At 64.7% G+C, this 21,579-nt stretch carries 28 protein-coding genes; all 28 read right to left on the bottom strand.

Annotated elements, in window-relative coordinates; all coding sequences use genetic code 11:
* Window positions 1-456, bottom strand: a 456-nt coding sequence (locus DU475_RS16895; protein ID WP_164632781.1) for an electron transfer flavoprotein subunit beta/FixA family protein, incomplete at its 3' end; no start/stop codon positions are given.
* 338 nt (window positions 457-794) lie between these two features.
* Window positions 795-1,145, bottom strand: a complete 351-nt coding sequence (gene nifW / locus DU475_RS16890; RefSeq protein WP_164632780.1) for a nitrogenase stabilizing/protective protein NifW — start codon at window positions 1,143-1,145, stop codon at window positions 795-797.
* 29 nt (window positions 1,146-1,174) lie between these two features.
* Window positions 1,175-2,368 carry a homocitrate synthase gene (nifV, locus tag DU475_RS16885; RefSeq protein ID WP_013504424.1) on the bottom strand — a complete coding sequence of 398 codons (1,194 nt, stop codon included), beginning with the start codon at window positions 2,366-2,368 and terminating at the stop codon, window positions 1,175-1,177.
* A complete protein-coding gene (nifS, locus tag DU475_RS16880) occupies window positions 2,361-3,593 on the bottom strand; it encodes a cysteine desulfurase NifS (protein ID WP_164632779.1) in 1,233 nt (410 codons plus the stop codon). Before nifS ends, nifV begins: the two co-directional genes overlap by 8 nt.
* Window positions 3,590-4,579, bottom strand: coding sequence for a Fe-S cluster assembly protein NifU (gene nifU, locus DU475_RS16875; RefSeq protein ID WP_013504426.1), 990 nt, complete (start codon window positions 4,577-4,579; stop codon window positions 3,590-3,592). Before nifU ends, nifS begins: the two co-directional genes overlap by 4 nt.
* A 27-nt stretch (window positions 4,580-4,606) precedes the next feature.
* Window positions 4,607-4,927, bottom strand: a complete 321-nt coding sequence (locus tag DU475_RS16870; RefSeq protein WP_013504427.1) for a HesB/IscA family protein — start codon at window positions 4,925-4,927, stop codon at window positions 4,607-4,609.
* A 354-nt stretch (window positions 4,928-5,281) separates the two neighbouring features.
* The gene (locus DU475_RS16865) at window positions 5,282-5,992 is read right to left on the bottom strand and encodes a nitrogen fixation protein NifQ (RefSeq protein ID WP_047307477.1); all 711 of its coding nucleotides are present in this window, start codon (window positions 5,990-5,992) and stop codon (window positions 5,282-5,284) included.
* A gap of 17 nt (window positions 5,993-6,009) precedes the next feature.
* On the bottom strand, window positions 6,010-6,321 hold the full coding sequence (fdxB, locus tag DU475_RS16860) for a ferredoxin III, nif-specific (RefSeq protein WP_164632778.1): 312 nt from the start codon (window positions 6,319-6,321) through the stop codon (window positions 6,010-6,012).
* A 56-nt stretch (window positions 6,322-6,377) separates the two neighbouring features.
* Complete coding sequence (locus DU475_RS16855) at window positions 6,378-6,584, bottom strand: CCE_0567 family metalloprotein (protein ID WP_011160145.1); 207 nt, start codon at window positions 6,582-6,584, stop codon at window positions 6,378-6,380.
* 17 nt (window positions 6,585-6,601) lie between these two features.
* Window positions 6,602-7,066: a NifX-associated nitrogen fixation protein gene (locus tag DU475_RS16850; RefSeq protein ID WP_047307478.1), complete on the bottom strand. Its 465-nt coding sequence runs from the start codon at window positions 7,064-7,066 to the stop codon at window positions 6,602-6,604.
* A gap of 1 nt (window position 7,067) precedes the next feature.
* The gene (gene nifX, locus DU475_RS16845) at window positions 7,068-7,466 is read right to left on the bottom strand and encodes a nitrogen fixation protein NifX (RefSeq protein WP_164632777.1); all 399 of its coding nucleotides are present in this window, start codon (window positions 7,464-7,466) and stop codon (window positions 7,068-7,070) included.
* A 55-nt stretch (window positions 7,467-7,521) separates the two neighbouring features.
* On the bottom strand, window positions 7,522-8,895 hold the full coding sequence (nifN, locus tag DU475_RS16840; RefSeq protein ID WP_164632776.1) for a nitrogenase iron-molybdenum cofactor biosynthesis protein NifN: 1,374 nt from the start codon (window positions 8,893-8,895) through the stop codon (window positions 7,522-7,524).
* 10 nt (window positions 8,896-8,905) lie between these two features.
* Window positions 8,906-10,369, bottom strand: coding sequence for a nitrogenase iron-molybdenum cofactor biosynthesis protein NifE (gene nifE, locus DU475_RS16835; protein WP_164632775.1), 1,464 nt, complete (start codon window positions 10,367-10,369; stop codon window positions 8,906-8,908).
* A gap of 38 nt (window positions 10,370-10,407) precedes the next feature.
* Window positions 10,408-11,967 (bottom strand): nitrogenase molybdenum-iron protein subunit beta, encoded by a 1,560-nt coding sequence (gene nifK / locus DU475_RS16830; RefSeq protein WP_013504434.1) that lies wholly within the window; start codon window positions 11,965-11,967, stop codon window positions 10,408-10,410.
* 73 nt (window positions 11,968-12,040) lie between these two features.
* On the bottom strand, window positions 12,041-13,504 hold the full coding sequence (gene nifD / locus DU475_RS16825) for a nitrogenase molybdenum-iron protein alpha chain (RefSeq protein WP_013504435.1): 1,464 nt from the start codon (window positions 13,502-13,504) through the stop codon (window positions 12,041-12,043).
* Window positions 13,505-13,575: 71 nt separating this feature from the next.
* Complete coding sequence (nifH, locus tag DU475_RS16820; RefSeq protein ID WP_013504436.1) at window positions 13,576-14,472, bottom strand: nitrogenase iron protein; 897 nt, start codon at window positions 14,470-14,472, stop codon at window positions 13,576-13,578.
* Window positions 14,473-15,190: 718 nt separating this feature from the next.
* A complete protein-coding gene (locus DU475_RS16815; RefSeq protein ID WP_164632774.1) occupies window positions 15,191-16,093 on the bottom strand; it encodes an SIR2 family protein in 903 nt (300 codons plus the stop codon).
* 15 nt (window positions 16,094-16,108) lie between these two features.
* Window positions 16,109-16,387 carry a DUF6129 family protein gene (locus tag DU475_RS16810; protein WP_164632773.1) on the bottom strand — a complete coding sequence of 93 codons (279 nt, stop codon included), beginning with the start codon at window positions 16,385-16,387 and terminating at the stop codon, window positions 16,109-16,111.
* A 2-nt stretch (window positions 16,388-16,389) separates the two neighbouring features.
* On the bottom strand, window positions 16,390-16,590 hold the full coding sequence (nifT, locus tag DU475_RS16805) for a putative nitrogen fixation protein NifT (RefSeq protein WP_013504439.1): 201 nt from the start codon (window positions 16,588-16,590) through the stop codon (window positions 16,390-16,392).
* Between the two features lie 37 nt (window positions 16,591-16,627).
* Window positions 16,628-16,861, bottom strand: coding sequence for a nitrogen fixation protein NifZ (locus tag DU475_RS16800; RefSeq protein WP_013504440.1), 234 nt, complete (start codon window positions 16,859-16,861; stop codon window positions 16,628-16,630).
* Entirely contained in the window at window positions 16,861-17,160 is a 300-nt protein-coding gene (locus tag DU475_RS16795) for a nitrogen fixation protein NifZ (RefSeq protein ID WP_013504441.1), read from the bottom strand. Before DU475_RS16795 ends, DU475_RS16800 begins: the two co-directional genes overlap by 1 nt.
* Window positions 17,144-17,956 carry a 4Fe4S-binding leucine-rich repeat protein gene (locus tag DU475_RS16790; protein ID WP_164632772.1) on the bottom strand — a complete coding sequence of 271 codons (813 nt, stop codon included), beginning with the start codon at window positions 17,954-17,956 and terminating at the stop codon, window positions 17,144-17,146. The genes DU475_RS16795 and DU475_RS16790 overlap by 17 nt, the downstream gene beginning before the upstream one ends.
* The gene (locus DU475_RS16785) at window positions 17,946-18,485 is read right to left on the bottom strand and encodes a tetratricopeptide repeat protein (protein WP_013504443.1); all 540 of its coding nucleotides are present in this window, start codon (window positions 18,483-18,485) and stop codon (window positions 17,946-17,948) included. The genes DU475_RS16790 and DU475_RS16785 overlap by 11 nt, the downstream gene beginning before the upstream one ends.
* Window positions 18,486-18,488: 3 nt before the next feature.
* Complete coding sequence (locus DU475_RS16780; protein ID WP_013504444.1) at window positions 18,489-18,842, bottom strand: HesB/IscA family protein; 354 nt, start codon at window positions 18,840-18,842, stop codon at window positions 18,489-18,491.
* A gap of 10 nt (window positions 18,843-18,852) precedes the next feature.
* Window positions 18,853-19,074 carry a 4Fe-4S binding protein gene (locus DU475_RS24530; protein WP_013504445.1) on the bottom strand — a complete coding sequence of 74 codons (222 nt, stop codon included), beginning with the start codon at window positions 19,072-19,074 and terminating at the stop codon, window positions 18,853-18,855.
* 25 nt (window positions 19,075-19,099) lie between these two features.
* The gene (nifB, locus tag DU475_RS16770) at window positions 19,100-20,656 is read right to left on the bottom strand and encodes a nitrogenase cofactor biosynthesis protein NifB (protein ID WP_013504446.1); all 1,557 of its coding nucleotides are present in this window, start codon (window positions 20,654-20,656) and stop codon (window positions 19,100-19,102) included.
* Window positions 20,657-20,814: 158 nt separating this feature from the next.
* Complete coding sequence (locus DU475_RS16765) at window positions 20,815-21,009, bottom strand: 4Fe-4S binding protein (RefSeq protein WP_011160163.1); 195 nt, start codon at window positions 21,007-21,009, stop codon at window positions 20,815-20,817.
* Window positions 21,010-21,282: 273 nt separating this feature from the next.
* Window positions 21,283-21,579: helix-turn-helix domain-containing protein (locus DU475_RS16760; protein ID WP_283812098.1), on the bottom strand; the 297-nt coding region annotated here is incomplete at its 5' end.

The raw sequence follows: 21,579 nt of genomic DNA, 5'->3' as shown, positions 1-21,579 counted from the left end.
AGAGACCTTCGAGACGTAGGTGGGCTGCAGGAAGTCGAGCCGCTTGCAGATGCCGGGGCCGACCTGGGCGGTGTCACCGTCGATGGTCTGCTTGCCGGTGAACACCACGTCGACGGCACCGAAGGTGGAGCCGATCTTGCGGATCGCCGCGGCGAGCGCGTAGCTGGTCGCCAGCGTGTCGGAGCCGGCGAAGAACCGATCGGTCAGCAGCACGGCGCGATTTGCGCCGATGGTAAGCGCCTTGCGCAAGGAGTCCTCGGCGGTCGGCGGCCCCATCGTCAGCACCGTGACCTCGCCGCCGAACTTGTCGCGCAGCCGCAGCGCCTCCTCCAGCGCGAACAGATCGTAGGGATTGATGATCGTCGGCACGCCCTGGCGCATGATCGTGTTGGTGACCGGATGCACGCGGATCTGGGCCGAGTCCGGAACCTGCTTGATACAGACGACGATATGCATGGAGTGGCTCCGCGCTTGCTGACAGAAGCTTGACGACGGAGACTTATGAGCAAGCCCCGTACCAACTTTTCCGGCGTGCAAAATATCACGCCAAACCAATCAGTTGCGGCAAGGAGCCGGGATTGTGGCCGGCGCTTCCGAGGGTTGCAATCCGACAACTGCGACACTTGTCGGGAAGGCGACAGCAGCGTGACCGACGAGACATTTCACGGGGGCGTGAAATCGCCGGTCAAACGCGACATGGATGTGAGAAAACGCAGCAGCCCGCCGCAGCAAAACGGCCCGCCGCGAGAGCGACGGGCCGAAGCGATCGAGGGAAAGGGCTCAAGGTCGGCGGATTACTTCAGGGCATCGAGCGGGACGAAGGCCGGACGCTTGGGCGTCTTCGGCGCCACAGCATCCTTCAGCACCTTGAACACCCGCTGATCGAGCGGCGAAGATGCGACGAAATCGGCATAGGCCCGCTCCAGCACCGCCTTGCAGCGGGCGGCGGCTTCGTCGGCAGGCAGACCGCCGAGATCTTCTTCAGCGAGATACTGGCCCATGCGCCGGAGGATGTGCAGCCGCGCCACGTTGAGCAGCTTGGGATCGTAGGCGACGCCGAGCAGCTCGAAGAACTCCTCGGCGGAGCCGGCGCGCTGCAGCCGAGCCACGATGTCGGCGGATTCGGTGGCGGCGGATGTGCTCATCTCGGTCTCCTTCGTCTGTTGTCGCCGCTTCAGGCGCAGCTGGTGAACGTCCGCTCGCGGACCTCGCGCCAGATCGCGATCAACGTCTCGTTGCCGACCGGCCCCTTGTGGGTGACCGCATAGCGGCGAACCTTGGCGAGGATGCCCTGTGCCTCGTCCGCGGTCGCCGGCAGATCCAGCTTGGCGAGCGACGAGGTGATCGCCGACAGCCCGGAATGCTTGCCGATGACGATGCGATTGCAGCGGCCGAACAGGTTCGGATCGAGCGACTGGTAGGTGCGCTGATCCTTGAGCAGACCGTCGACATGAATTCCCGATTCATGGGTGAAGACATGCTCGCCGACGATCGCCTTGTTGAGTGGAATGGTGCGGGCCGCCGCAGTCGCGACCAGGTCGGCGACGTTGCCGAGTTCCGACAGCACGATGCCGGTCTCGCGGCCATAGAGCTGCTTCAGCGCCACCGCCACCTCTTCGAGCGGCGCATTGCCGGCGCGCTCGCCGAGACCGATCACCGTCACCGAGGCGTGGCTGGCGCCGGCGCGTAGCGCCGCCAGCGTGTTGGCGGTGGCGAGGCCGAGGTCGTCATGGCCATGGAATTCGAGCTCGAGATCGGTCGAGGCGCGCAGTGTCGCCAGCAGCGCATGGCTGGAGAACGGGTCGAGCACGCTCAGCGTATCGGCGATCCGAAACCGGCGCGCGCCGGACGCCTTTGCGGTGGCGATCACCTCGGCCAGAAATTCGGGATCGGCGCGCGAGGAATCCTCGCCGCCGACGGCAACATCGAGGCCGCGGTCCCGCGCATAGCCGACCACGCGCTTGACGGTCTCGATGGCATTCGAGCGCAGACCGCCGAGCTTCGCAGCAATCTGCACGTCCGAAACCGGCACCGAGACATTGACCATCGAGACGCCGGCTTTCAGCGCGGCATCGACGTCCTCGGTACGCATCCGGCACCAGGCAATCGTCGTCAGCGGCAGGCCGGCCTCGACGATGGCACGGATCGCGGCGATCTCGTCGGCGCCCATCGCGGGCGTCCCGGCCTCGATCTCCGGCACGCCGGCACGCGCCAGCGCGCGGGCGATCGCGACCTTCTCGGCGGTGGAGAACGCCACACCCGGGGCCTGCTCGCCGTCGCGCAGCGTGGTGTCGTTGAGCACGATCGGCGCGGGCTGAAAGCCGCAGGACTGATCCGGCCGGGCGACGGCGGGCTTGAACTCAGACATGACCTATTCCTTGCGTACGACCTGACGGCAGCCCGACCGCCTGCGGAGGATCATCGCCGCCGAACGGCGAAATCGCCCGCAGCTTGGCGACCACGGCTGGGACCACTTCGAGGGCACGGTCGATGTCGGCATCGGCGTTGTCGCGCGACAGCGAGAACCGCACGCCGCCGCGGACCGCATCCTCGGCAACCTTCATGGCCGTCAGCACATGCGACGGCTCGAACGAGCCGGTCGCGCAAGCCGAGCCCATCGAAGCCGCGATGCCGGCGCGATCGAGCAATGTGATGATCGCCTCGCTGTCGATGAACGAGAACGCAATGTTCGACGTATTTGGCAGACGCTCGGCGCGTGCACCGACGGCGACGCAGTGATCGACCCGCGCCAGGATCTCGCGCTCCAGCCGGTCGCGCAGGCCGCGCACCCGGATGTCTTCGTCGGCCATCGCGCCAGCGGCGAGTTCGGCAGCGATGCCGAGGCCGACGATGCCCGGTACGTTCTCGGTACCGGCGCGGCGGCCGCGCTCCTGCTGGCCGCCTTTGATCTGCGGCTTGAAGCGGAGGCCGCTGCGGACATACAGCGCGCCGACGCCCTTCGGGCCGTGCAGCTTGTGTCCGGACAGCGACAGCATGTCGATCATGGTCGACTGCAGGTCGATCGGGCACTTGCCGACCGCCTGCACCGCATCGGTGTGAAACAGCGCACCGACCTCCTTGGCGAGTTCGGCGAGATCGGCCACCGGCTGGATCACGCCGGTCTCGTTATTGGCCCACATGATGGAAGCGATTGCGACACGGTCGGACAACGCCTCGCGATACGCCACGATGTCGAGACGGCCCTGGCGATCGACCGGGATCAGATGGACGCGGATGCCTTTGTTCTTTTCCAGCCATGCGCACAGCGACAGCACCGCCGGATGTTCCACCGCCGAGATGATGACCTCGCGCCGCCGCGGCGCCGCTTCCAGCGCCGACAGGATCGCGGCGTTGTTGCTCTCGGTGCCGCCCGAGGTGAAGATCAGTTCGTGCGGCTGCGCGGCTCCGACCAGCGCCTGCACCCGCTCGCGAGCCCGCTTGACCGCAAGTGCAGCGTGGCCGCCGAGCGCGTATTTGGACGACGGGTTGCCGTAGTACAGCGAGAAGTACGGCAGCATCGCTTCGACGACGCGCGGATCGGTCCGCGTCGTTGCATTGGCGTCGAGATAGACGATGTCTGCCGGCTCGCTCATGACACAGGGACCACGCGGAGCGGCCGGCCGAACTTCTCCGCAAGCCGGGCCTGGACGCCGGACAACGTCACCGACGAGAGCTGGCATCCGACGCAATTGCCGGTCAGCCGGACGTAGACGATGTTGCCGTCGAGGCTGACGAATTCGCAGTCGCCGCCATCGCGCTGCAGATGGGGGCGCAGCTCCTCGACCGCTTCGGCGATCAGCGCCTCCTGCGGCGGCGCATCGACCATCCCGGCCGGCGGAGTCGCCGGACGCGGCGGAGTTGCCTTCGCGATCGGGCGCAGATGCGCCGGCGTCGCCTTGGCGGCGAAGATATTGGCGGCCGGCGGCGGCGCACCATGCGGCTTCAATTCGGTGGCGCGCGGCGTCGCAGAGCCGATCCGGTAGGCGTCTTCGGCTGCGATCAGGCCGTCCTCGACCATTTCGGCGTTGACGCGCGCCAGCAGAGCCTCGATCTGCTTGAAGCAGGTGCTGCAACTGCCGGCGGCCTTGGTGTAGGCGGTGACGTCGTCGAGGCTGGTCAGCCGGTTGAAGCGGATGGTGCGCTCGATCATCATCTGGCCGACGCCGAGACACTTGCAGACCGGCGGCGCATCCGCCTCGGTCACTGCCGGTTTGCCGCGATACGATCCGATCGCCTGCTGCAGGGCTTCGAAGTTCATCACCGCGCAGTACATCCGGTCGCGCGGCAGGCCGCCGAGGTAATCGGCGATCGTCGCGGCGCTGATGCCGCTGGCCTCGTCGATCGTCTTACCGGTGATCATATCGGTGAGCGCGGCAGAGGCGGCGATCGCCGAGCTGCAACCGAATGCCTGGAAGCGAGCCTGCGCGATCCGCCCGTCGTCGGGATCGACCTTCAACATCAGCTTGACGGCATCGCCCCAGCCGATGCTGCCGAACCGGCCGACCGCGTTGGCTTGCGGCAGCGGTCCTGCGTTCGCGGAAGTGGAGAAATGATGGTCGAATTTACCGAGGCTGAGCATGGCACGCTCCTATGATTAGCGCTGCGCTTAGCCGAACGATTTGCCGCAACCACACTTGGTGCCGGCATTGGGATTGTCGAAGGTGAAGCCGGAACCCTCCAGGCTTTCGACGAAGTCGATGGTCATGCCGGACAGCAGCGGCTGCGAGTCCGGATCGATGAACACCTTGACGCCGCCGGCTTCGACCACCGCGTCGTCGACCCGCGGCTCGGCATCGAGCCCGATCAGATATTTGTACCCGGCGCAGCCGCCGGCCTCGACCATGACGCGAAGCCCGGCTTCGAGCTTGCCGGCGCGCGACATCGCAGCCTTCACGGCGGTCCCGGCTTGTTCGGTGAGAATGATCATGGTCGGCCTCCATCTGTTGGGTCCGACATGAACAAGTGCAACCGCTGTGCCAGCACGGACACAAACAGCAAGCTACTGATTTCGTGCCAAATTATCAGCACCCGACAATGTCGGAGGTCCGACATCGTCGTGAAGCCGACTGTTTCCGACAATGGATCGCAGCTATTCGCCTCAACGCCGCGCCCACTTCACCCGCCCTGGAGCGGGAGGGTCGGCACGCAGGCCGCGAAGCGAAGTGCGTGACGGGGTGGGGTGAGCTGCAGGCACGGCGGATGAACTCTCCGTCACCCGCCCAACTCGCTGCGCGAACGACCCTCCCCCCTCCAGGGGAGGGTGAAGAGCGGCGTCACTCCGTCAAGCCACGCCGGCGGCCCGGAGATCGACCTCGCGCCGGCGGATCGCCATTCGGCTTTCGCCGGTCTCCTCGCCGAAGCACTCCGCGAAGTCGCTGCATTGCGAGCAGACCGGGGTGCTGCACATCACCATACCGTCATCTTCGCAGAGCTTGCGATAGAAGAACCGCTTCCAGCGCATGTTGCGGGTGTTGTCGCGGGCCAGCGGTTCGAAGTGCCGCATCAGCAGCCGGCTCAGCTCGGCGCGGCTGCGCAGACCGAGATCTTCCCACAGATGCTCGGGCTGCATCGCCCGTCGCGCCACCATCGCAGCGAGCCAGCGCCCGACCTCGCCGCCGGTCGAGCGATGCTTGAGCAAGAGGTCACGGACCATCGCGGCCTCCTCGTCCTGCTCGTGCTCGCCGATCGCCAGCACCGACAATAGCACCGAGATGTGCGGAAAATACCCGACAATCAGCGCTGCAAAATCGTCGGCCGACAGACCGCTGGACTCGGTAATCGAGCCCGGCTCGGTAACCGCGACCGACAGGATCGACGCCAGCACGTGACGATCGAACGCACGGTCGTCATCGATCTGCGCCTCCGCCGGCGTGCAGCCGGTCAGCGCCCGGTACACCACCGCCGGCGAGGACGCGAAGCTCGACGCCGTGACCCGCAGCGGCAGCGCCGCTGCCGTTGCGCCTGCCGCCTGAATTCCCGCCGCGCCGAGCATGTCCGTCGCTCCCTTGTTTAGAGCCCGAGTTCGCTGGCCTTGACGTGGGTCTGGCACGCTTTCGGGCAGACCCGGACGCAAGCCGAGCAGCCGATGCAATTGCCGGCCGAGTCCAGCACCATCACCTTGCGGACGAATTCCTCGTCGTCATCGTCGTCCTCGAGCGAACACCCGACCAGTTCGCCGTCCTCGTTGACACCCATCAGGTGCATCACGTCGCGCGAGCAGACCTTGTGGCAGCGGCCGCAGCCGATGCACTTCTTGTCGTCGATCGCGGTGAGATAAGTCGGTTCCCACGGCTGACCGTCGCGGGTGGAAAAGATCGCCATTGCTTGCTCCTGCGCGCGGCTCGCCGCGCCGTTCGGGCTGAAGCAGTCGGCCGCGATCAGGCGGCTTTCGCTTCCAGCTCCTTCAAGGCCTTCCGCGCGGCTTCAAGGGCCGCGTAGGCATCCTGGGTTTCCTGCGCCACCGTCATGATGGTCTGCCAGTTGATCGGCAGCTCCTCGGACAGGTCGTGCAGATTCATCTTCATCGTCGTCGCGCGGGCGGACAGTTTCTTGATCTCGGCCTTCAGCGTCTCGATGTCGGACATGCTGCGTTCGCTCCGGTTCAGAGATTGGCGACGTCGGGATATTTCAGGATCATCTGCACGCCCGCGGCGACCAGCTTGTCGCCTTCCTCGGCCAGCTTGCCGAGGTTGTCGAAGCCGAAGCGATGGACGTCGCGCATGTGCTTGTTGATGACGATCAGCCGGCCGGCACTGAGGATCAGTCGGCCGAAGCCCTCGTGATGCATCTTCATCATCGGCGACACCATGACCTTGGTCTCGCGTTCGATCGACAGAGCCACCGCGTTGTAGAACAGTTCGAGACGCCACAGCGTTTCCGGATCCGGATCGCCCATGATCGGGATCTCGCGGCGCTTGGCCTTGTCGACGATGAACGGCTCCAGCAGCTTGAGATCGGTCTTGCCCTCCCAGACACCGTGGGTGTCCTGGGCACGGAGCTGCTTGACCAGTTCCTTGACGAACAGTGAGTCGAGCGCGGTGTCGGGAGCAGTTGCGGCTTCGGTCATGTCAGGCCTCGTCGGCAAAATCGAAAGTGCGTTCTTCGCCCTTCATCAGCGCCTTGCGCAGCCACGGCGGCGGCACGCCGCGCAGCACGCCCTGCAGCTTGGTGATCAGGTCGGTGATCTGCTCCGGTTGCGCCAGCTTCAGCGGATGGACCTGGGCGGCGACGACGCGCGCCGCGCCGGAGCCGCCGATCGCCGTGCAGTACATGATGGCGCAATCGCGGATTGCATCGATCTTGGCGACCAGCTTGTCCTCGTTGCCGTCTTCCTTTTCCTCGGCGAACTGCACCGCTTCGACGAAGCGATAATCGTCGGCGGTGACTTCGTAGATCGCGATGTTCCGGGCCCAGCCGAAATGCGCATCGACGCGCGCAAGATCCTGGGTGGCGAAGGCGACTTTCATGCCGGTTCTCCTGGGTTGTACATCGGCGCTCTCCTTCGCTTGACCATCGTCGTTGCTAATGAGCCGTAGACGGCGCATCGGTCTGATCCGGACGAGCAGAGGCACTCCGCCAGCTATTCACGTCCGGCTCCTTGATGTTGGCGATGAACAGGTTGCCGATATTGAAGATCAGATCGCGGGTGCCGCGATAGCCGACCACGACCTGATGCGCGGCGCCGAGCCGGTCGAACATCGGCAGGCCCATCCGGAACAGCGGCACGCCGAGCCGTTCCGCGGCCTGGCGGCCGTGCGAATGCGTCACCAGCAGGTCGCAGTCCTCGGCGCGGCGTTCGAGATCTTCGAGGTCGCCGATCAGCACCTCATCGGCCGGCACCTGCGCCAGGATCGACGACGTGGTGGTGGTCACAGCGGCGCTGACGGTGCAGCCCATGTCGGCGAGCCAGCCGCCGATGTTCAGCAGCATGTCCGGCTCGGCGCCGACCGCGATGTTCTTGCCGCCAAAATAGAAGTGACCATCGAGCATGGCGTCGACGAGCTGGCTACGCTGCCGGCGATACTTCGGCGGCACCGGACGGCCGCTGATCTTCGCCAGTGTCGCCATCAGCTCATCGGCGGCGGCAAGCCCTGTGACCCGCGATAGCAGCGTGAACGGCACGCCGGCCTTGGCTTCGAGCGCGACTGCGGCCTTGCGCATCTGCTCGCCGAGCGCCAGCGTGTAGCCAGCAGAACCCATCGCGGCGACTTCGACAACCGAAACGCCACCATGGGTGGTCGGAGTGAAGTCGTCCGGCACGTGTCCGTCGAGCGAGCCGGAAATATCCGGCAGGAAGGTCGGCGTCAGGCCGAACGCCTCGATGATGTCACGCAGCTCATCGATGTCGCCCGGCGTCAGATGGCTTCCGGCCAACACGTTGATCCTGGCGGCATCCCGCGCGGCGCCTTCGGCCGGCACTTCGACCAGGGTCTCGACGATCCGCGTCACCGTCGCCGCGAAGCCGTCTTCGAACGCGCCTTTAAAGTCGGGCGTCGACACCGGCACCAGCGCGACATTGGCCAGCTCCGGGTGATTGGCCCGCACTATCTTGATGTAGCCGTCGAGATCGTCGCCTTTGATTTCGGTGACGCCCGTGGTGCAGATCCCGATCACGTCGGGCTTGGTGCGAGAGGCGATATTGATGATCGCCTGCTCGACGTTCTCTAAGCCGCCGAGCACGGTCGCGACTTCGCTCATCGCGGTGGTCTGCAGCGGGATCTGTTCGCGAAAGTGCCGGACGAACAGCACCAGGCCGAACGAGGTGCAGCCCTGGGAACCGTGCAGCAGCGGCATGCAGTTGCGCAGGCCCATGAAGGCCAACGCGGCGCCGAGCGGCTGACTCATCCGCAGCGGATTGACAGTGCAGGATTTGGTCGAGGTGACGATCTGTGCCATCGCAGCCTCCTCACGCCACCTGGGCCGAGCGTCCGAAGATCGCGCGCTGGCGATCGTCGGCAGCGTTGGCGGCATCGGCGCGCTGTTCCCAGGTCACCTCGTCCCACGGCGGGGCGCTGCGGACCTGAGCCCAGATTGGATTCGACAGCGACTTATCGATCTGCCGGACCATCTCGACAATGCCGACATAGCCGCAATACGCATAGGTGCGCTCCTGGTTGATATCCATCCAGGGCATCCGCGCCTTCAGCGCGACGAATTGCGAGCGGCCGCCCGACAACATGATGTCGGCCTGTGCCTCTTTCAGCATCTTGTACATCTCGCGCGGGCGCAGATCGTCGATCTGGTGGACGTCCGGGCTCATCTCCTTGAGCCGCGCCTTGTCTTCCTTGGTCGACTTCTTGACGCTGGTGCCGACGATGGTCAGCCCGGCCTCCTGCAGCGCCGCCACCACCGACCAGGATTTCACGCCCCCGGTGATCAACAGCACCTTCTTGCCTTCGAGCCGCGGCGTATAGGCCTTGATCGCCGCCCAAGCCTTGGCCTCCTCGCGCGTAATCAGCGCCTCGACGCGCGCCATCAGTTCCGGATCGGCACCGCGGGCGATCAGCAGCCGCGCGATCTGGCGCAGCGACTCCGAGGTGTCGCTGATGCCGTAGAACGATCCTTCGAAATACGGGATGCCGTAGCGCTCTTCCATTTTGCGCGCGACGTTGATCATCGCGGTCGAGCACACCATCATGGCGGCGCGGGCGCGGTGCGACTGCGCGACTTCGTGGTAGCGCGCATCACCCGCCAGACAGGACAGGATGCGGATGCCGAGTTCGTCGAGCAGCGGCTTGACCTGCCAGAGTTCGCCGGCGACGTTGTATTCGCCGATGATGTTGATGTCGTAGGGGGTCGTGACCTCCGGCTCCTGGGTGCCGATCACGTAATCCAGCATCGCCTCGCCGGCGAGCTTGTTGCCGAGGTTCTTCGGGCCGACGAAGCCGGGCGAGATGATCGGAATGCAGGGCTTGCCGAACTTCTCGGCCGCCACCTTGCAGACGGCGACGATATCGTCGCCCATCATCGCCGGCACGCAGGTCTGATACACGAACACCGCGGGCGGGTCGTACTTCTCGATGATTTCCTTGATCGACCGGAACAGCCGCTTCTCGCCGCCGAAAATGACGTCGTTCTCGCCCATGTCGGTGGTGAAGCCGGTGCGGTACAGCTTCGAGCCCGACGACTTGGTGCCGCGATTGTCCCAGGACGAACCTTCGCAGGCGATCGGGCCGTGCACCAAGTGGGCGACGTCGACGATCGGCTGCAGCGCGATCTTGGCCCCGTCGAAGGCGCAGCCACCGGCTGCGCCCCCCGGCTGCAGCGGTTTGCTGCAGCCCTTCTTGCGTTGCTTGTCGGACTTGGCCTGATTGGCCGCACAGCCGGGCTCGTTGAAGACGTCTTGAATCTTGTCTGCGAGGCGGCTCATGCGGCGCTCCTGTAATCAGGTTCTCCGAGACTGCGGCATCAGCGGATGATGTCGAAGCTGATGTCGTTCTTGCCGGCCACGTTGCTCGACTTGTCCATTTCGTCGAAGATCTTGTCGAGGATCTTGACCAGGACGTTCATCGAACCCTGATAGCCCCACACCGGCGACCGGTGGTGGTGATGGCGATCGAACACCGGGAAGCCGAGGCGGATCAGCGGAGTGCCGGTGTCGCGCTCGAGATACTTTCCGTAGGTATTGCCGATCATGAAGTCGACCGGTTCGGTGAACAGCAGCGACCGCAGGTGCCACAGATCCTTGCCGGCGTAGACCTTGCAACCGGCGCCGAACGGCGACGAGTCGAGCAGCGCCTGCACCTTGGCTTCCCAGGCCTTATTGCCGTTGGTCGCCAGGATGTGGACCGGCTCACCGCCGAGTTCGAGGATGAATTCGGCAAGGCCGTAGCACATGTCCGGATCGCCGTAGATCGCGAACTTCTTGCCGTGGATGTGGGCCGAGGAGTCGCCGATCGCGTCGACCAGCCGGCCGCGCTCCTTGGTCAGCGCTTCCGGGATCGCCTTGCCGGTGATCCGCGACACCGCCTGCAGGAAGCGGTCGGTGCCGGCAATACCGACGGGGTGGTTGAACGCGACCACTTCCTGGCCGTGATCGGCAATCGTCGCCAGGGTCTTTTCGGTGCAGAACTCCTGCATCGAAATCGTCGCCTTGGCGTGGATGGCGTTGGCGGCCTGTTCCAGCGTGGTGCCGCCATCGTACATCCGGAACTCACCGTCGGCCGGAGTATCCCAGACGTCGCTGTTGTCGCCGAAGATGGTGTAGTCGACGCCCATCAGCTCGAAGATCCGCTTGATCTCGCGCAGATTGCCGACGGTGTAGCCGTCGAACCCGCCGAAGAAATTGATCGATTCGTTCGGCTTGCGCTCGAGCTTGTCGACAGTGCCCGACTTGCCGTCCCAGAAGTGCTCGACGATGCCCTTCATGGTGTTGTCGTAGCCGGTGATGTGGCTGCCGACGAACGCCGGGGTGTGGGCGTAGGTGACGTCGAACTCCAGCGGGACCGAGCCCTTCTCCTTGGCGTTCTTGATGAACGCGTTGAGGTCGTCGCCGATCACCTCGGCCATGCAGGTGGTCGAGACGGCGATCATCTTCGGCTTGTACAGCGCATAGGCGTTGGCCAGACCGTCGATCATGTTGTTGAGACCGCCGAACACCGCGGCGTCTTCGGTCATCGACGAGGAGACGCACGAGGTCGGCTCCTTGAAGTGACGCGTGAAGTGGCTGCGATAATAGGCGACGCAGCCTTGCGAGCCGTGCACGAACGGCAGCGTCTTCTCGAACCCGACCGCCGCGAACACAGCGCCGAGCGGCTGGCAGGCCTTGGCCGGATTGATGACGAGAGCTTCGCGGGCGAAATTCTTGTCCTGGTACTCCTTGGTCTTGGTCCAGTCCGCGACGCGCGCGACCTCGGCATCGCCAACATAGTTCTCGAAATTCTTCCGCTTGTTCTCCATCAACTCTTCGTACTGGGGCTCACGGAAGAGTTCGAAGTGATCGCGGATCTTCTCTGCGGTCTCGGTCATGGTGGTGTCTTTCCCAAGAATTCGGTGACGCGGCGCTTCCGGCGGCTGGCGCCGGAAGGCCGGATGTGAAGTTTCAGCTCCAAGGCGCCTTGGTCAGTTTCCAGACCGGGGCATTGATCGCGATGTCCATGTCGCGGGCGAAGATGCCGAACCCGTCGTAGCCGTGATAGGGCCCCGAATAGTCCCAGGAATGCATCTGGCGGAACGGAACGCCCATCTTCTGGAAGATGTACTTTTCCTTGACGCCGGATCCGACCAGGTCGGGACGCATCTTCTCGACGAACTTCTCGAATTCGTAGCCGGTGACGTCGTCGTAGATCAGCGTGCCGTCCTTCACGTAATGGGTGGTGCGCTGATAGTCGTCGTTGTGGGCGAATTCGTAACCGGTGCCGACCACTTCCATGCCGAGGTCTTCGTAGGCGCCGATGACGTGGCGCGGGCGCAGGCCGCCGACATAGAGCATCACCTTCTTGCCTTCGAGGCGCGGGCGATACTTGGCGATCACCGCCTCCATCTGCGGCTTGTACTTGGCGATGACGCGCTCGGCGCCTTCCTTGATCTTGTCGTCGAACTTCGACGCGATCTCGCGCAAGCTCGCCTCGATCTTGGACGGGCCGAAGAAGTTGTATTCCACCCACGGAATCCCGAACTTCTCTTCCATGTGCCGCGTGATGTAGTTCATCGAGCGGTAGCAGTGCAGGATGTTCAGCTTCGCCTTCGGGGTATTCTCCAGCTCGGCGATGGTGCCGTCGCCGGACCACTGCGCGATCACGCGGAGGCCCATTTCTTCGAGCAGGATGCGCGAGGCCCAGGCGTCGCCGCCGATGTTGTAGTCGCCGATGATCGCGACGTCGTAGGGGGTCGATTCGAACCCGGCGTTCTTCTCGCCGGCCTTGTCGAACACCCAGTCACGGATCACGTCGTTGGCGATGTGGTGGCCGAGCGACTGCGACACGCCGCGGAAGCCTTCGCAGCGCACCGGGATGATCGGCTTGCCGTCGTACTGCTTCGACTTGGCCTTCGAGACGGCCTCGATGTCGTCACCGATCAGGCCGATCGGGCATTCCGACTGCACCGAGATGCCCTTGGACAGCGGGAACAGCTCCTGGATCTCGTCGATGATCTTGCCGAGCTTCTTGTCGCCCCCGAAGACGATGTCCTTCTCCTGGAAGTCGGAGGTGAACTGCATCGTGCCGAAGGTGTCGACGCCGGTGGTGCCCTTGTAATAGTTGCGGCGCGAGCCCCACGAATACTGGCCGCAGCCGACCGGGCCGTGGCTGATGTGGACCATGTCCTTGATCGGGCCCCACACCACGCCCTTCGAGCCGGCGTAGGCGCAACCGCGGATCGTCATCACGCCCGGGATCGACTTGATGTTGGACTTGACCGAGCACTCCGCCTTTTCGGCGTCGTAGGTGTTGAGATGCTTGGCGCGACGCTTGGCCGACTTGTCCGGATAGGCCTCCAGGACTTCGCCGATCAGCTTCTTGTTACGTTCCTTGATGTCCGCGGGGGATTCTGCAACTGCGGTGCTCATCGAATGTTCCTCGTGTCTCTGGGCCGCCGGGGGAGCGGCCGGTCGCGATGCGCGACCGGCCTGGCTGATGATCAGGCGGACGCGGCGGCCGCCTTGGCGGCTTCCTTGGCCTGCAGTTCGGCGAGCGCCTGCTCGTCGGTCTTCATGATGCCGAAGTCGAGCAGCATCTGCTCGAGCTCTTCCATGGTGATCGGGGTCGGGATGGTGCCCTTGCCGCCGTTGGCGTGGATCTTGGTGGCGAGCGCGCGATATTCCTTGGCCTGCTGGCTGTCGGGCGCGTACTGGATCACAGTCTCGCGGCGCAGCTCGGCGTGCTGCACGATGTTGTCGCGCGGCACGAAGTGGATCAGCTGGGTGTTCAGGCGCGCGGCGAGCGCTTCGGCAAGGTCGAGCTCGCGGTCGGTCTGGCGCTCGTTGCAGATCAGGCCGCCGAGGCGGACGCCGCCCGACGAGGCGTACTTCAGAATACCCTTGGCGATGTTGTTGGCGGCGTACAGCGCCATCATCTCGCCGGACATCACGATGTAGATTTCCTGCGCCTTGTTCTCACGGATCGGCATCGCGAAGCCGCCGCACACCACGTCGCCGAGCACGTCGTAGGAGACGTAGTCGACGTCCTCATAGGCGCCGTTCTCTTCCAGGAAGTTGATCGCGGTGATGACGCCGCGACCGGCGCAGCCGACGCCCGGCTCCGGACCGCCGGCTTCGGTGCACTTGATGCCCTTGTAGCCGATCTTCATCACGTCTTCGAGTTCGAGGTCTTCGACCGAACCGGCTTCGGCGGCCAGCGCCAGCACGGTGTCCTGCAGCTTGGTGTTGAGGATCAGGCGGGTCGAGTCCGCCTTGGGGTCGCAGCCGACGATCAGAATCTTCTGACCCATCTCGACCAGCGCCGCGAGGGTGTTCTGCGAGGTGGTCGACTTGCCGATGCCGCCCTTGCCGTAGAATGCGATTTGCCGAAGTGCCATGTTTTCTCTCCGTTGACCTAATGCCGTTTGATCGATTTGCGCCGAAGCGCAGCCTTCTTCCGTTCGAAACCGTCGCACGGCTCAGATGCGGACGTTGCCCTTTGCAGTGACTGCTCGGCCAACCATCCCTCGCCTTGCTGATCCCTGTTTTGCAACGACCGTGCCAAGCCTCGCCGGAGACGAAAAAGTGTGCGATTTCGCGGAGATGCAGAATGTCCGGGCACTATGTACGTAGATGTTTAGAATCCGACATCGCTGCCGAGCGGACGACATCCAGGGGAGCGGCTGTTAGAAACGAAACAAACTGATACCGGCCGGGCGAGCTAAGCGAGACTCTGTCGCAACTCGAGACCGACTGCAGCGCGTCGTTGCGAGCGAGGTGAAGCAATCCAGCGCCCGGTGCATGGAGGTGGATTGCTTCGCTCGTAGTGACGGGAAAGCACTGAGGCGGGCACGGCCCAACCTCTCCCCGCGCGCGGGGAGAGGTCGATCCGGCGAAGCGAAGCCGGACCGGGTGAGGGGTGCCTCCACGTATCTGAGTGCTTGTGAGAGTTGTTGATGAGGACGAGGGTGATGATCGGCGCTCTGCGGCGCGGAAGCGCTCCCTCATCCCACCCTTCTCCCCGCGCAGGGACAAGGAGCAGGCTGTGCCTGCGGCAAACACTCGGCCTCACAGCCGAGTTGAAAGGCCGCCAGAGTCGGACCGTGGAAGGGAGACCTACGCCGTCAGCGCCTGGCCCTGTAGCGTGTCGGCCAGTTCGGCGACGAACTTCGCGAGCGGCCAATCGATCCGGGTGATGGCCTGTTCTTCCAGAAAGCGCTGCTCGTTGCGGGTCGGCGTGTCGGGCAGCACGGCCCAATGCCGGGCGGAGGAGCGCTTCATGATCTGACGGGCGAAGACGCGGTCGAGCTGGTTGTCGAACCGGCAGCCCAGGAACAGGAAATGCCGGTCCTTGCGCAGCTCCTGTACCGTGAGCGGGATCGGCGTCTGAATGTCGATCTCGGTCAGGACTTCGACATAGTCGCTGTCGGAGACGAGAAAATTCGCGGCCGGCGCTGCTGAGCCGATCGGCTGATACAGCATGGTATTCCAGCCGAGCGCCTCGTCCGGCACCGGCGCGTACAACGGCATCTCGTTCTCGGCGACGATGCCGGGCGCCGGCTCGGCGATTTCGCTGCCGTCCGGCCGATAGTAATTCACCCAATGGCCGTGATGTTCGCTCTGGCTGACGCCCTGCGCCATGCCCCAATTCTGTCGGCCGACAAACGCCTTTTGCGGCAGATCGTCGTACCAGGCGTGAACCAGCAGCGGCAGATCGGGCAGCGATGCCAGCATCCGATGCAGCTCGTTCGGCTGCGGCGGGGACCGGAACGCCTCGGCCATCATCGCCGTCAGCGTCTTGCGGTGCTTGAAGTTCTCGATGTATTGCGCGGCGCCGGTGAGATTGGTGCGGACCTTGTGCGGCACCGTGGTCTTCGCGATCAGCCGGGCCACCAGTTCGGCCGGCGAGGTCGGCACGCTGCTGGCCTCGCCGAGCGCGACGCAGGCGGAGCCGAGATAGGGGATCACCTGCCCGCGCAGCAAGCCCGCCGCAATGTCGTCGAGTGCTCGTGCCGGCATGATCCTGCTCCCCTGTCAGATTGCTCTTGCAGCCTTGTGATGCACCACCACCAGCCCGGTCGCGCGAGCCGCATCGCCGGTGATGGTCCAGCAGTGATTCGATCCGTCGACCAGATAGACGCTGAATCGCGGATAGTCGCGGAACGGCTGCTCCGCGTCGATGTCGGACGCGTCGCACTGCGTCAGCGACAGACCGGGGATCTCCTGCCGCACCGTCTTCAGCGCGCCGGCATCGGCCGCATCTCCTCCGAGCAGCGCGTCGAGCCGGGCGATATCGTCGAGCGACAGCGCCATGGTCAGAGCTTGCGCGCTTCGACAGTGATCGGCAACGGCGTGTCCGCGGCCATCGCCGGCAGTTCGAGCTGCCAGCCGTTGGCCAGCGTGATCTTGCCGCCCCACAGTGCAGGGTTGTCCATTTCGACGATCGGCTCTTCTAGGTCCTTCTTGGCCACATAGGCGGAATGGCCGGTGGCGGTCTTGCGGATCATCACTTTCATCGAGGGTGGTCCTTTGCTTGGCCGCCGCGGCGACGGGTCAGAGTGCGGTGATTTCGTCTTCGAGGCAGCCGATCACCCGGTGTTCGGCGAATTCGACCAGATAGACCGGCCGATTGGTTTCGGTGTGCAGGCCGATCCGGACAATCTCGCCGGCATCGCCGCTTTTCACCAGCAGCGCGTCCTCCGGCTGATCCGGAAAGCTGCCGTCGTTGAACAGGTCGATCTCGGCGCGGACGCGCTGCCCCCATTGATATCGCGGTTCGGGCGTCATCACACCGCCTCCTGCTGCTCGGGCTGAAACGCCTCGGCTGCGACCAGCTCACGACGCTTCATGCCGACGATGCGGCCCTGCGCCACGAAGTCGACACCATAGATGTAAAACTGCTGCAGGAAGGTGCCGATCGAGACGACGTAGCCCTCGTCGCCTTTCTTCACCAGCACCTCGCCGATCTCCTTGCCCGGGAAGGTGCCGTCGTTACGGATGTTGAGCCGCGACCGGACCTTCTGGCCGTATTCGAACTCCGGCGGACCGTCGAGCTCGACGATGTCGCTGTCACGCGCGATGTTCATGGGGAGGGCTCGGAGAGGTGTATAGGAGACAGGGTTTGAGCTGGGCAGGTTCGGTGAAGCCGCTGCGGCTGCGCGCAAGCTCGCGCACCAGCGGATCGGGGTCGTCGAGCAGCGGCGCCAGTTCGTAGGCGTCGACCCGGCTGGCGACTTCGTAGCGAACCCGCCAATCGGCATCGCCGAGCATCGCCAGCAGCCGGCCGGGCGTCATCCGCCTGGCGGCTTCGAGACGAACCTCGCCGTCCTTGTCCATCGCGATCTGCGCCAGCCATTCCGGGCCGATCCGCCGCGCCACTTCCCGGCGCACGCCGGGATCGGGATCGAGCACCAACAGCGGCAGCAGGCCGGGCGAAGCCCGCCGCGCCACGATCTGGCGGACATAGTAGTCCTCGTCGCTCGCCATCGGGCGCAGTTCGTCGTCGCTGAGCACCGAGGCCACACGGATCCGCACCTCGCGATGCGGGTCAGTGCGCAGCCCCAGCAGATAGCGCTTCGGCAGCCGCCGCGCCGCGCTCCAGCGCACCGTCTCGTCGGTGTCCTGCAGCAATTTCGGCAGCAGGAACACCGTGGCGTAGCCGGCAGCGACCGCACGCGCCTCGAAATACGGATGGTCGAGATAGCCGTCGGCCAGCGCACGATTCTGCCGGAAGAACCGCTCCAGCCGCCGCGCATAGCGGTCCTGGACGCAAGCCTTCTTCAATTCGCACAGCCCGGCGGACAGCAACTCGCGATGCGGGCACGACGCGCAATCGACCTCGTTGCCCTGCCAATCGCGGGCTTCGTCGATGTCAGTCGTCATCGTCCTGCCCTATCCGCCGCCACACGTCGAGCAGCACGGCGGCGCCGACCTTGTCGGTCGGATCGAGCTCGAGCAGCTTTTCGACCGCCGCATGACCTTCGTCGAGCTGCCCGAGCCGCATCTGCAAATAGGCGTAGGCCTTCAGCGCGAACAGGTAGAACCGCGGCAGCACCGCCGAATAGCTGGAGAATTCGGCATCGCTGCGCCGCACCTTGCGCCAATCGGCGACGAGGCCATTGTCGCGCGCAGCCTTGCACAGACAGGCCTGGGCCACTTCCAGCGCCTCGCCGAGTCGGCCTTTGTAGAAATAGAACCGGTACAGCCCGATCAGCACTGCGGCGTGGTCGGGCGCCAGCAGATGAGCCTCGCGCAGGTGCTGTTCGGCGAGCGCCTCGCTCTGATAGTCGCGTCCCGCCAGTTCGAGATGCCGATGCGCATCCGCCGGCAGACCGGCGCCGAGCAGGGCTCCGGTCAGAAGCGACTGCTCCGGGCCGGACATCGTCAGTTCGCTGTGCATCAGGTCGGGCATGGTTCACAGCTCCCGCAACTGGTGCAGACCGGCGGACGGCTTGGGGCCGTCGCCGGCGCATTGGCAGTTCGACGCCTTCGGATCGTGGAACAGGAAGCCGCTGGAGGTCGGCGTCTCCATGAAGTCGATCACCACACCTTCGAGCAGTTTCAGGCTCGATTCCGGCAGAAACAGCTTGTAGTCGCCGCGGTCGACCACCGCGTCCCCGGTGTGCGGCGCGCCGGCGATATCGAACTGCGCCGACAAGCCGGAACAGCCGCCGGCGCTGACCACCAGGCGGAAACCACCGGCGCCGCCGCTGAACCGCAGCATGCGGCGAATGAACTTTTCGGCCGAGGGGGTGAAGCTCATATCCATCGGAATCGCCTCATGCAGCCTGATAGCGCGGGACCGAGTTGTCGATCACGCAGGTACCGTCGACCGGACACACCGCGACACATTGCGGCTCGTCGTAGTGGCCGGTGCACTCCGAGCATTTCGAAGGGTCGATCGCGAAGGTTCCGGCCTTCTCGAAGATCGCGACATTCGGGCACTGCGGCTCGCAAGCGGAGCAGCCGGTGCATTGCGATGCGACGATCTTGTAGGCCATGGCCGTTCCCCTTCGTCGCCTCGTCCTATGCCTCGGTGAAAGCGCCCTGGCGGATCGTGGCGTCGCCGCGGGCGACGTGACGGATCTCCGACTTGCCGACGCGCTCGAGGTAGTCCTTGAAGTAGGCAATCACCGACTGCTCGATGTATTCGAACGCGTAGGTCTCGACTGCCTCGATGCCGGCGCCGGCGAGCGAATCCTTCGGGCACATGCCGATCTTGGCGACCAACACGGCGGTGCAGTCGTTCAGCGCCTGCAGGATCGGATCGATGCCGGTCTCGCTGGCGTAGCCGCCTTCGCAATACAGATCGACGCGGCGATGGCCGACGAACTTCGCGCCAGCGGTCGACACTTCGTAGATCTGAAATTCGTGGGCATGACCGAAATGTTCGTTGATCACGCCGCCACCCTTGGTGGCGATCGCCACCTGGATCTTGATGGTCGCCGTCTCGCCTTCGAGCTTGTCCAGTTCGCGCTGCTTGGCGACCGCGATCGCGTCGCGCTCGGCCTCGACCTTGGCCTGATAGGCCTGGCGCGCGGCGAGATCGTATTCGACGTCCATCGCCATCACCTTTTCGGTGGTGAACTCGGCGCTGCGGTCCTCGCCGAGCAGGCCGACCGCGTCGGCACGGCACTGCCGGCAGTGCCGCATCATGTTCATCTCGCCTTCGCAGGCGTCCTGCAGCGCCTTCAACTCCTGCGCGGTCGGACCGCGCTGTCCCGACAGGCCGAACGCGGTGCCGTGCTCGGCTTCCGAGATCAGCGGCATGATATTGTGCAGGAAGGCGCCTCGCGACTTCACCGCCTTGTTGACCTCGATCAGGTGCTGGTCGTTGATGCCCGGGATCATCACCGAGTTGACCTTCACCAGAATGCCGCGCGCGACCAGCATCTCCAGGCCGAGCAACTGTCGCTCGCTGAGGATCTTCGAGGCCTCGACGCCGGTGTAACGGCGGTGATTGTAGAAGATCCACGGATAGATCTTCGCACCGACTTCGGGGTCGATCATGTTGATGGTGATGGTGACGTGATCGACCTTCATGGCGGCGATCTGCTCGACGTAGTCGGGCAGCATCAGGCCGTTGGTCGACAGACACAGCTTGATGTCGGGCGCGGTCTCGGTGACCAGCTCGAAGGTCTTGAAGGTCTTGGCCGGATTGGCGAGCGCATCGCCCGGGCCGGCGATGCCGAGCACGGTCATCTGCGGGATGGTCGAGGCAACCGCGACGACTTTGCGCGCCGCCTGCTCCGGGGTCAGCTTCTCGCTGACCACGCCGGGGCGGGATTCATTGGCGCAATCGTATTTGCGATTGCAGTAGTTGCACTGGATGTTGCACGCGGGCGCGACCGCGACGTGCATACGGGCGAAGTGATGATGCGCCTGCTCGCTGTAGCAGGGATGGTTCTTCACCTTCTCCCAGATTTCCGGCGGCAGATCGCTGGGGCCCGCGGCCGAGCCGCAGCCGGTCTTGCCGGCGCCGCCCTTGCTGCTGCAGCCAGACGACGCCGCGCTCTTGCGCAGTTCGTCGAACGAAGTCGCCCCCGGCGCACCGAAATCATGGAGTTGCAGCAGCTTGCTCATATCCGGGCCTCGTTCGATCGCCGCACGACAGGCGGCTTGGCGGTGGGTGATGGTGCTGCAACCGAGCCGGCGAAGATCAGACATGATCCGCGGGCGCGGCGATCCGTTGAAGACGGTATCCGACGGTCAAGGCGTCGGCCGCCTTGCAAGACCACGCGTCAGGCCGGCACGCAGGTGTTGTCGACCGGGCAGACCGAGACGCACTGCGGCTTGTCGAACTGACCTTCGCACTCGGTGCACTTGGTCGCGTCGATCACATAGGTGCCGCGCTTCATGCTGATCGCGGCGTTCGGGCATTCGAATTCACACGCACCGCAGACGGTGCACTGGGAGGTAACAATCTTGTAGGCCATGGTCGGCTCCTGGTTCGCAGAGTGCTGCTGACAGGTTGTCTTTCAAGCCGCGTGCCAGATGCCTGACGATTGATTTTAAAGGATTTTTTCGCGCCCCTGAAGGCCGTGCCGGTGTAAGGCCCCCGACACTTGTCGCAAGTCTGACAGGCATCCTGACCCGTCTTCGGGCCGCGTCTCACGCGACAGAGGTCCGCGCTGAAATGGGCACGGACAGACAAACGCGCGGCGCTGAGGAGCGTCGCGCGTTCAGCCGATGATCGCGTGGAACGCGCGTCAGAAGTGCTTGAGCTCGATGTTGTGCTTTTTCAGCGCGTAGCCGATCTGGCGCGGCGTGAGGCCGAGAATGCGGGCGGCCTTCGCCTGCACCCAGCCGGCACGCTCCATCGCATTGATCAGCCGCTCGCGCTCCGACATGTTCGATTCGTCGGACGGCATCTCCGAGCGGACCGGCGTCGGCGCAAAATCATCCGTTGATGCGACCGGCTCGCGCGGATGCACGATCTCCACCGGAGCTTTGCGCGGCAATACCTGCAACGGAATCTCCGGGCGTGGGCGTTCGGCCACGGGCTC

It is taken from the genome of Rhodopseudomonas sp. WA056 (assembly GCF_010906995.1).
GTDB classification, from domain to species: Bacteria; Pseudomonadota; Alphaproteobacteria; order Rhizobiales; family Xanthobacteraceae; genus Rhodopseudomonas; species Rhodopseudomonas palustris_G.
The sequence above is the reverse complement of the archived record's forward strand: the minus strand, read 5'-3'. Positions and strand labels throughout refer to the sequence as shown.

Bases quoted from the DNA above. Each gene is read 5' to 3' on its own strand.
- nifW (WP_164632780.1), bottom strand. From the start codon at position 1,145: ATGAGCACATCCGCCGCCACCGAATCCGCCGACATCGTGGCTCGGCTG.
- nifV (WP_013504424.1), bottom strand. From the start codon at position 2,368: ATGTCTGAGTTCAAGCCCGCCGTCGCCCGGCCGGATCAGTCCTGCGGC.
- nifS (WP_164632779.1), bottom strand. From the start codon at position 3,593: ATGAGCGAGCCGGCAGACATCGTCTATCTCGACGCCAATGCAACGACG.
- nifU (WP_013504426.1), bottom strand. From the start codon at position 4,579: ATGCTCAGCCTCGGTAAATTCGACCATCATTTCTCCACTTCCGCGAAC.
- DU475_RS16870 (WP_013504427.1), bottom strand. From the start codon at position 4,927: ATGATCATTCTCACCGAACAAGCCGGGACCGCCGTGAAGGCTGCGATG.
- DU475_RS16865 (WP_047307477.1), bottom strand. From the start codon at position 5,992: ATGCTCGGCGCGGCGGGAATTCAGGCGGCAGGCGCAACGGCAGCGGCG.
- fdxB (WP_164632778.1), bottom strand. From the start codon at position 6,321: ATGGCGATCTTTTCCACCCGCGACGGTCAGCCGTGGGAACCGACTTAT.
- DU475_RS16855 (WP_011160145.1), bottom strand. From the start codon at position 6,584: ATGTCCGACATCGAGACGCTGAAGGCCGAGATCAAGAAACTGTCCGCC.
- DU475_RS16850 (WP_047307478.1), bottom strand. From the start codon at position 7,066: ATGACCGAAGCCGCAACTGCTCCCGACACCGCGCTCGACTCACTGTTC.
- nifX (WP_164632777.1), bottom strand. From the start codon at position 7,466: ATGAAAGTCGCCTTCGCCACCCAGGATCTTGCGCGCGTCGATGCGCAT.
- nifN (WP_164632776.1), bottom strand. From the start codon at position 8,895: ATGGCACAGATCGTCACCTCGACCAAATCCTGCACTGTCAATCCGCTG.
- nifE (WP_164632775.1), bottom strand. From the start codon at position 10,369: ATGAGCCGCCTCGCAGACAAGATTCAAGACGTCTTCAACGAGCCCGGC.
- nifK (WP_013504434.1), bottom strand. From the start codon at position 11,967: ATGACCGAGACCGCAGAGAAGATCCGCGATCACTTCGAACTCTTCCGT.
- nifD (WP_013504435.1), bottom strand. From the start codon at position 13,504: ATGAGCACCGCAGTTGCAGAATCCCCCGCGGACATCAAGGAACGTAAC.
- nifH (WP_013504436.1), bottom strand. From the start codon at position 14,472: ATGGCACTTCGGCAAATCGCATTCTACGGCAAGGGCGGCATCGGCAAG.
- DU475_RS16815 (WP_164632774.1), bottom strand. From the start codon at position 16,093: ATGCCGGCACGAGCACTCGACGACATTGCGGCGGGCTTGCTGCGCGGG.
- DU475_RS16810 (WP_164632773.1), bottom strand. From the start codon at position 16,387: ATGGCGCTGTCGCTCGACGATATCGCCCGGCTCGACGCGCTGCTCGGA.
- nifT (WP_013504439.1), bottom strand. From the start codon at position 16,590: ATGAAAGTGATGATCCGCAAGACCGCCACCGGCCATTCCGCCTATGTG.
- DU475_RS16800 (WP_013504440.1), bottom strand. From the start codon at position 16,861: ATGACGCCCGAACCGCGATATCAATGGGGGCAGCGCGTCCGCGCCGAG.
- DU475_RS16795 (WP_013504441.1), bottom strand. From the start codon at position 17,160: ATGAACATCGCGCGTGACAGCGACATCGTCGAGCTCGACGGTCCGCCG.
- DU475_RS16790 (WP_164632772.1), bottom strand. From the start codon at position 17,956: ATGACGACTGACATCGACGAAGCCCGCGATTGGCAGGGCAACGAGGTC.
- DU475_RS16785 (WP_013504443.1), bottom strand. From the start codon at position 18,485: ATGCCCGACCTGATGCACAGCGAACTGACGATGTCCGGCCCGGAGCAG.
- DU475_RS16780 (WP_013504444.1), bottom strand. From the start codon at position 18,842: ATGGATATGAGCTTCACCCCCTCGGCCGAAAAGTTCATTCGCCGCATG.
- DU475_RS24530 (WP_013504445.1), bottom strand. From the start codon at position 19,074: ATGGCCTACAAGATCGTCGCATCGCAATGCACCGGCTGCTCCGCTTGC.
- nifB (WP_013504446.1), bottom strand. From the start codon at position 20,656: ATGAGCAAGCTGCTGCAACTCCATGATTTCGGTGCGCCGGGGGCGACT.
- DU475_RS16765 (WP_011160163.1), bottom strand. From the start codon at position 21,009: ATGGCCTACAAGATTGTTACCTCCCAGTGCACCGTCTGCGGTGCGTGT.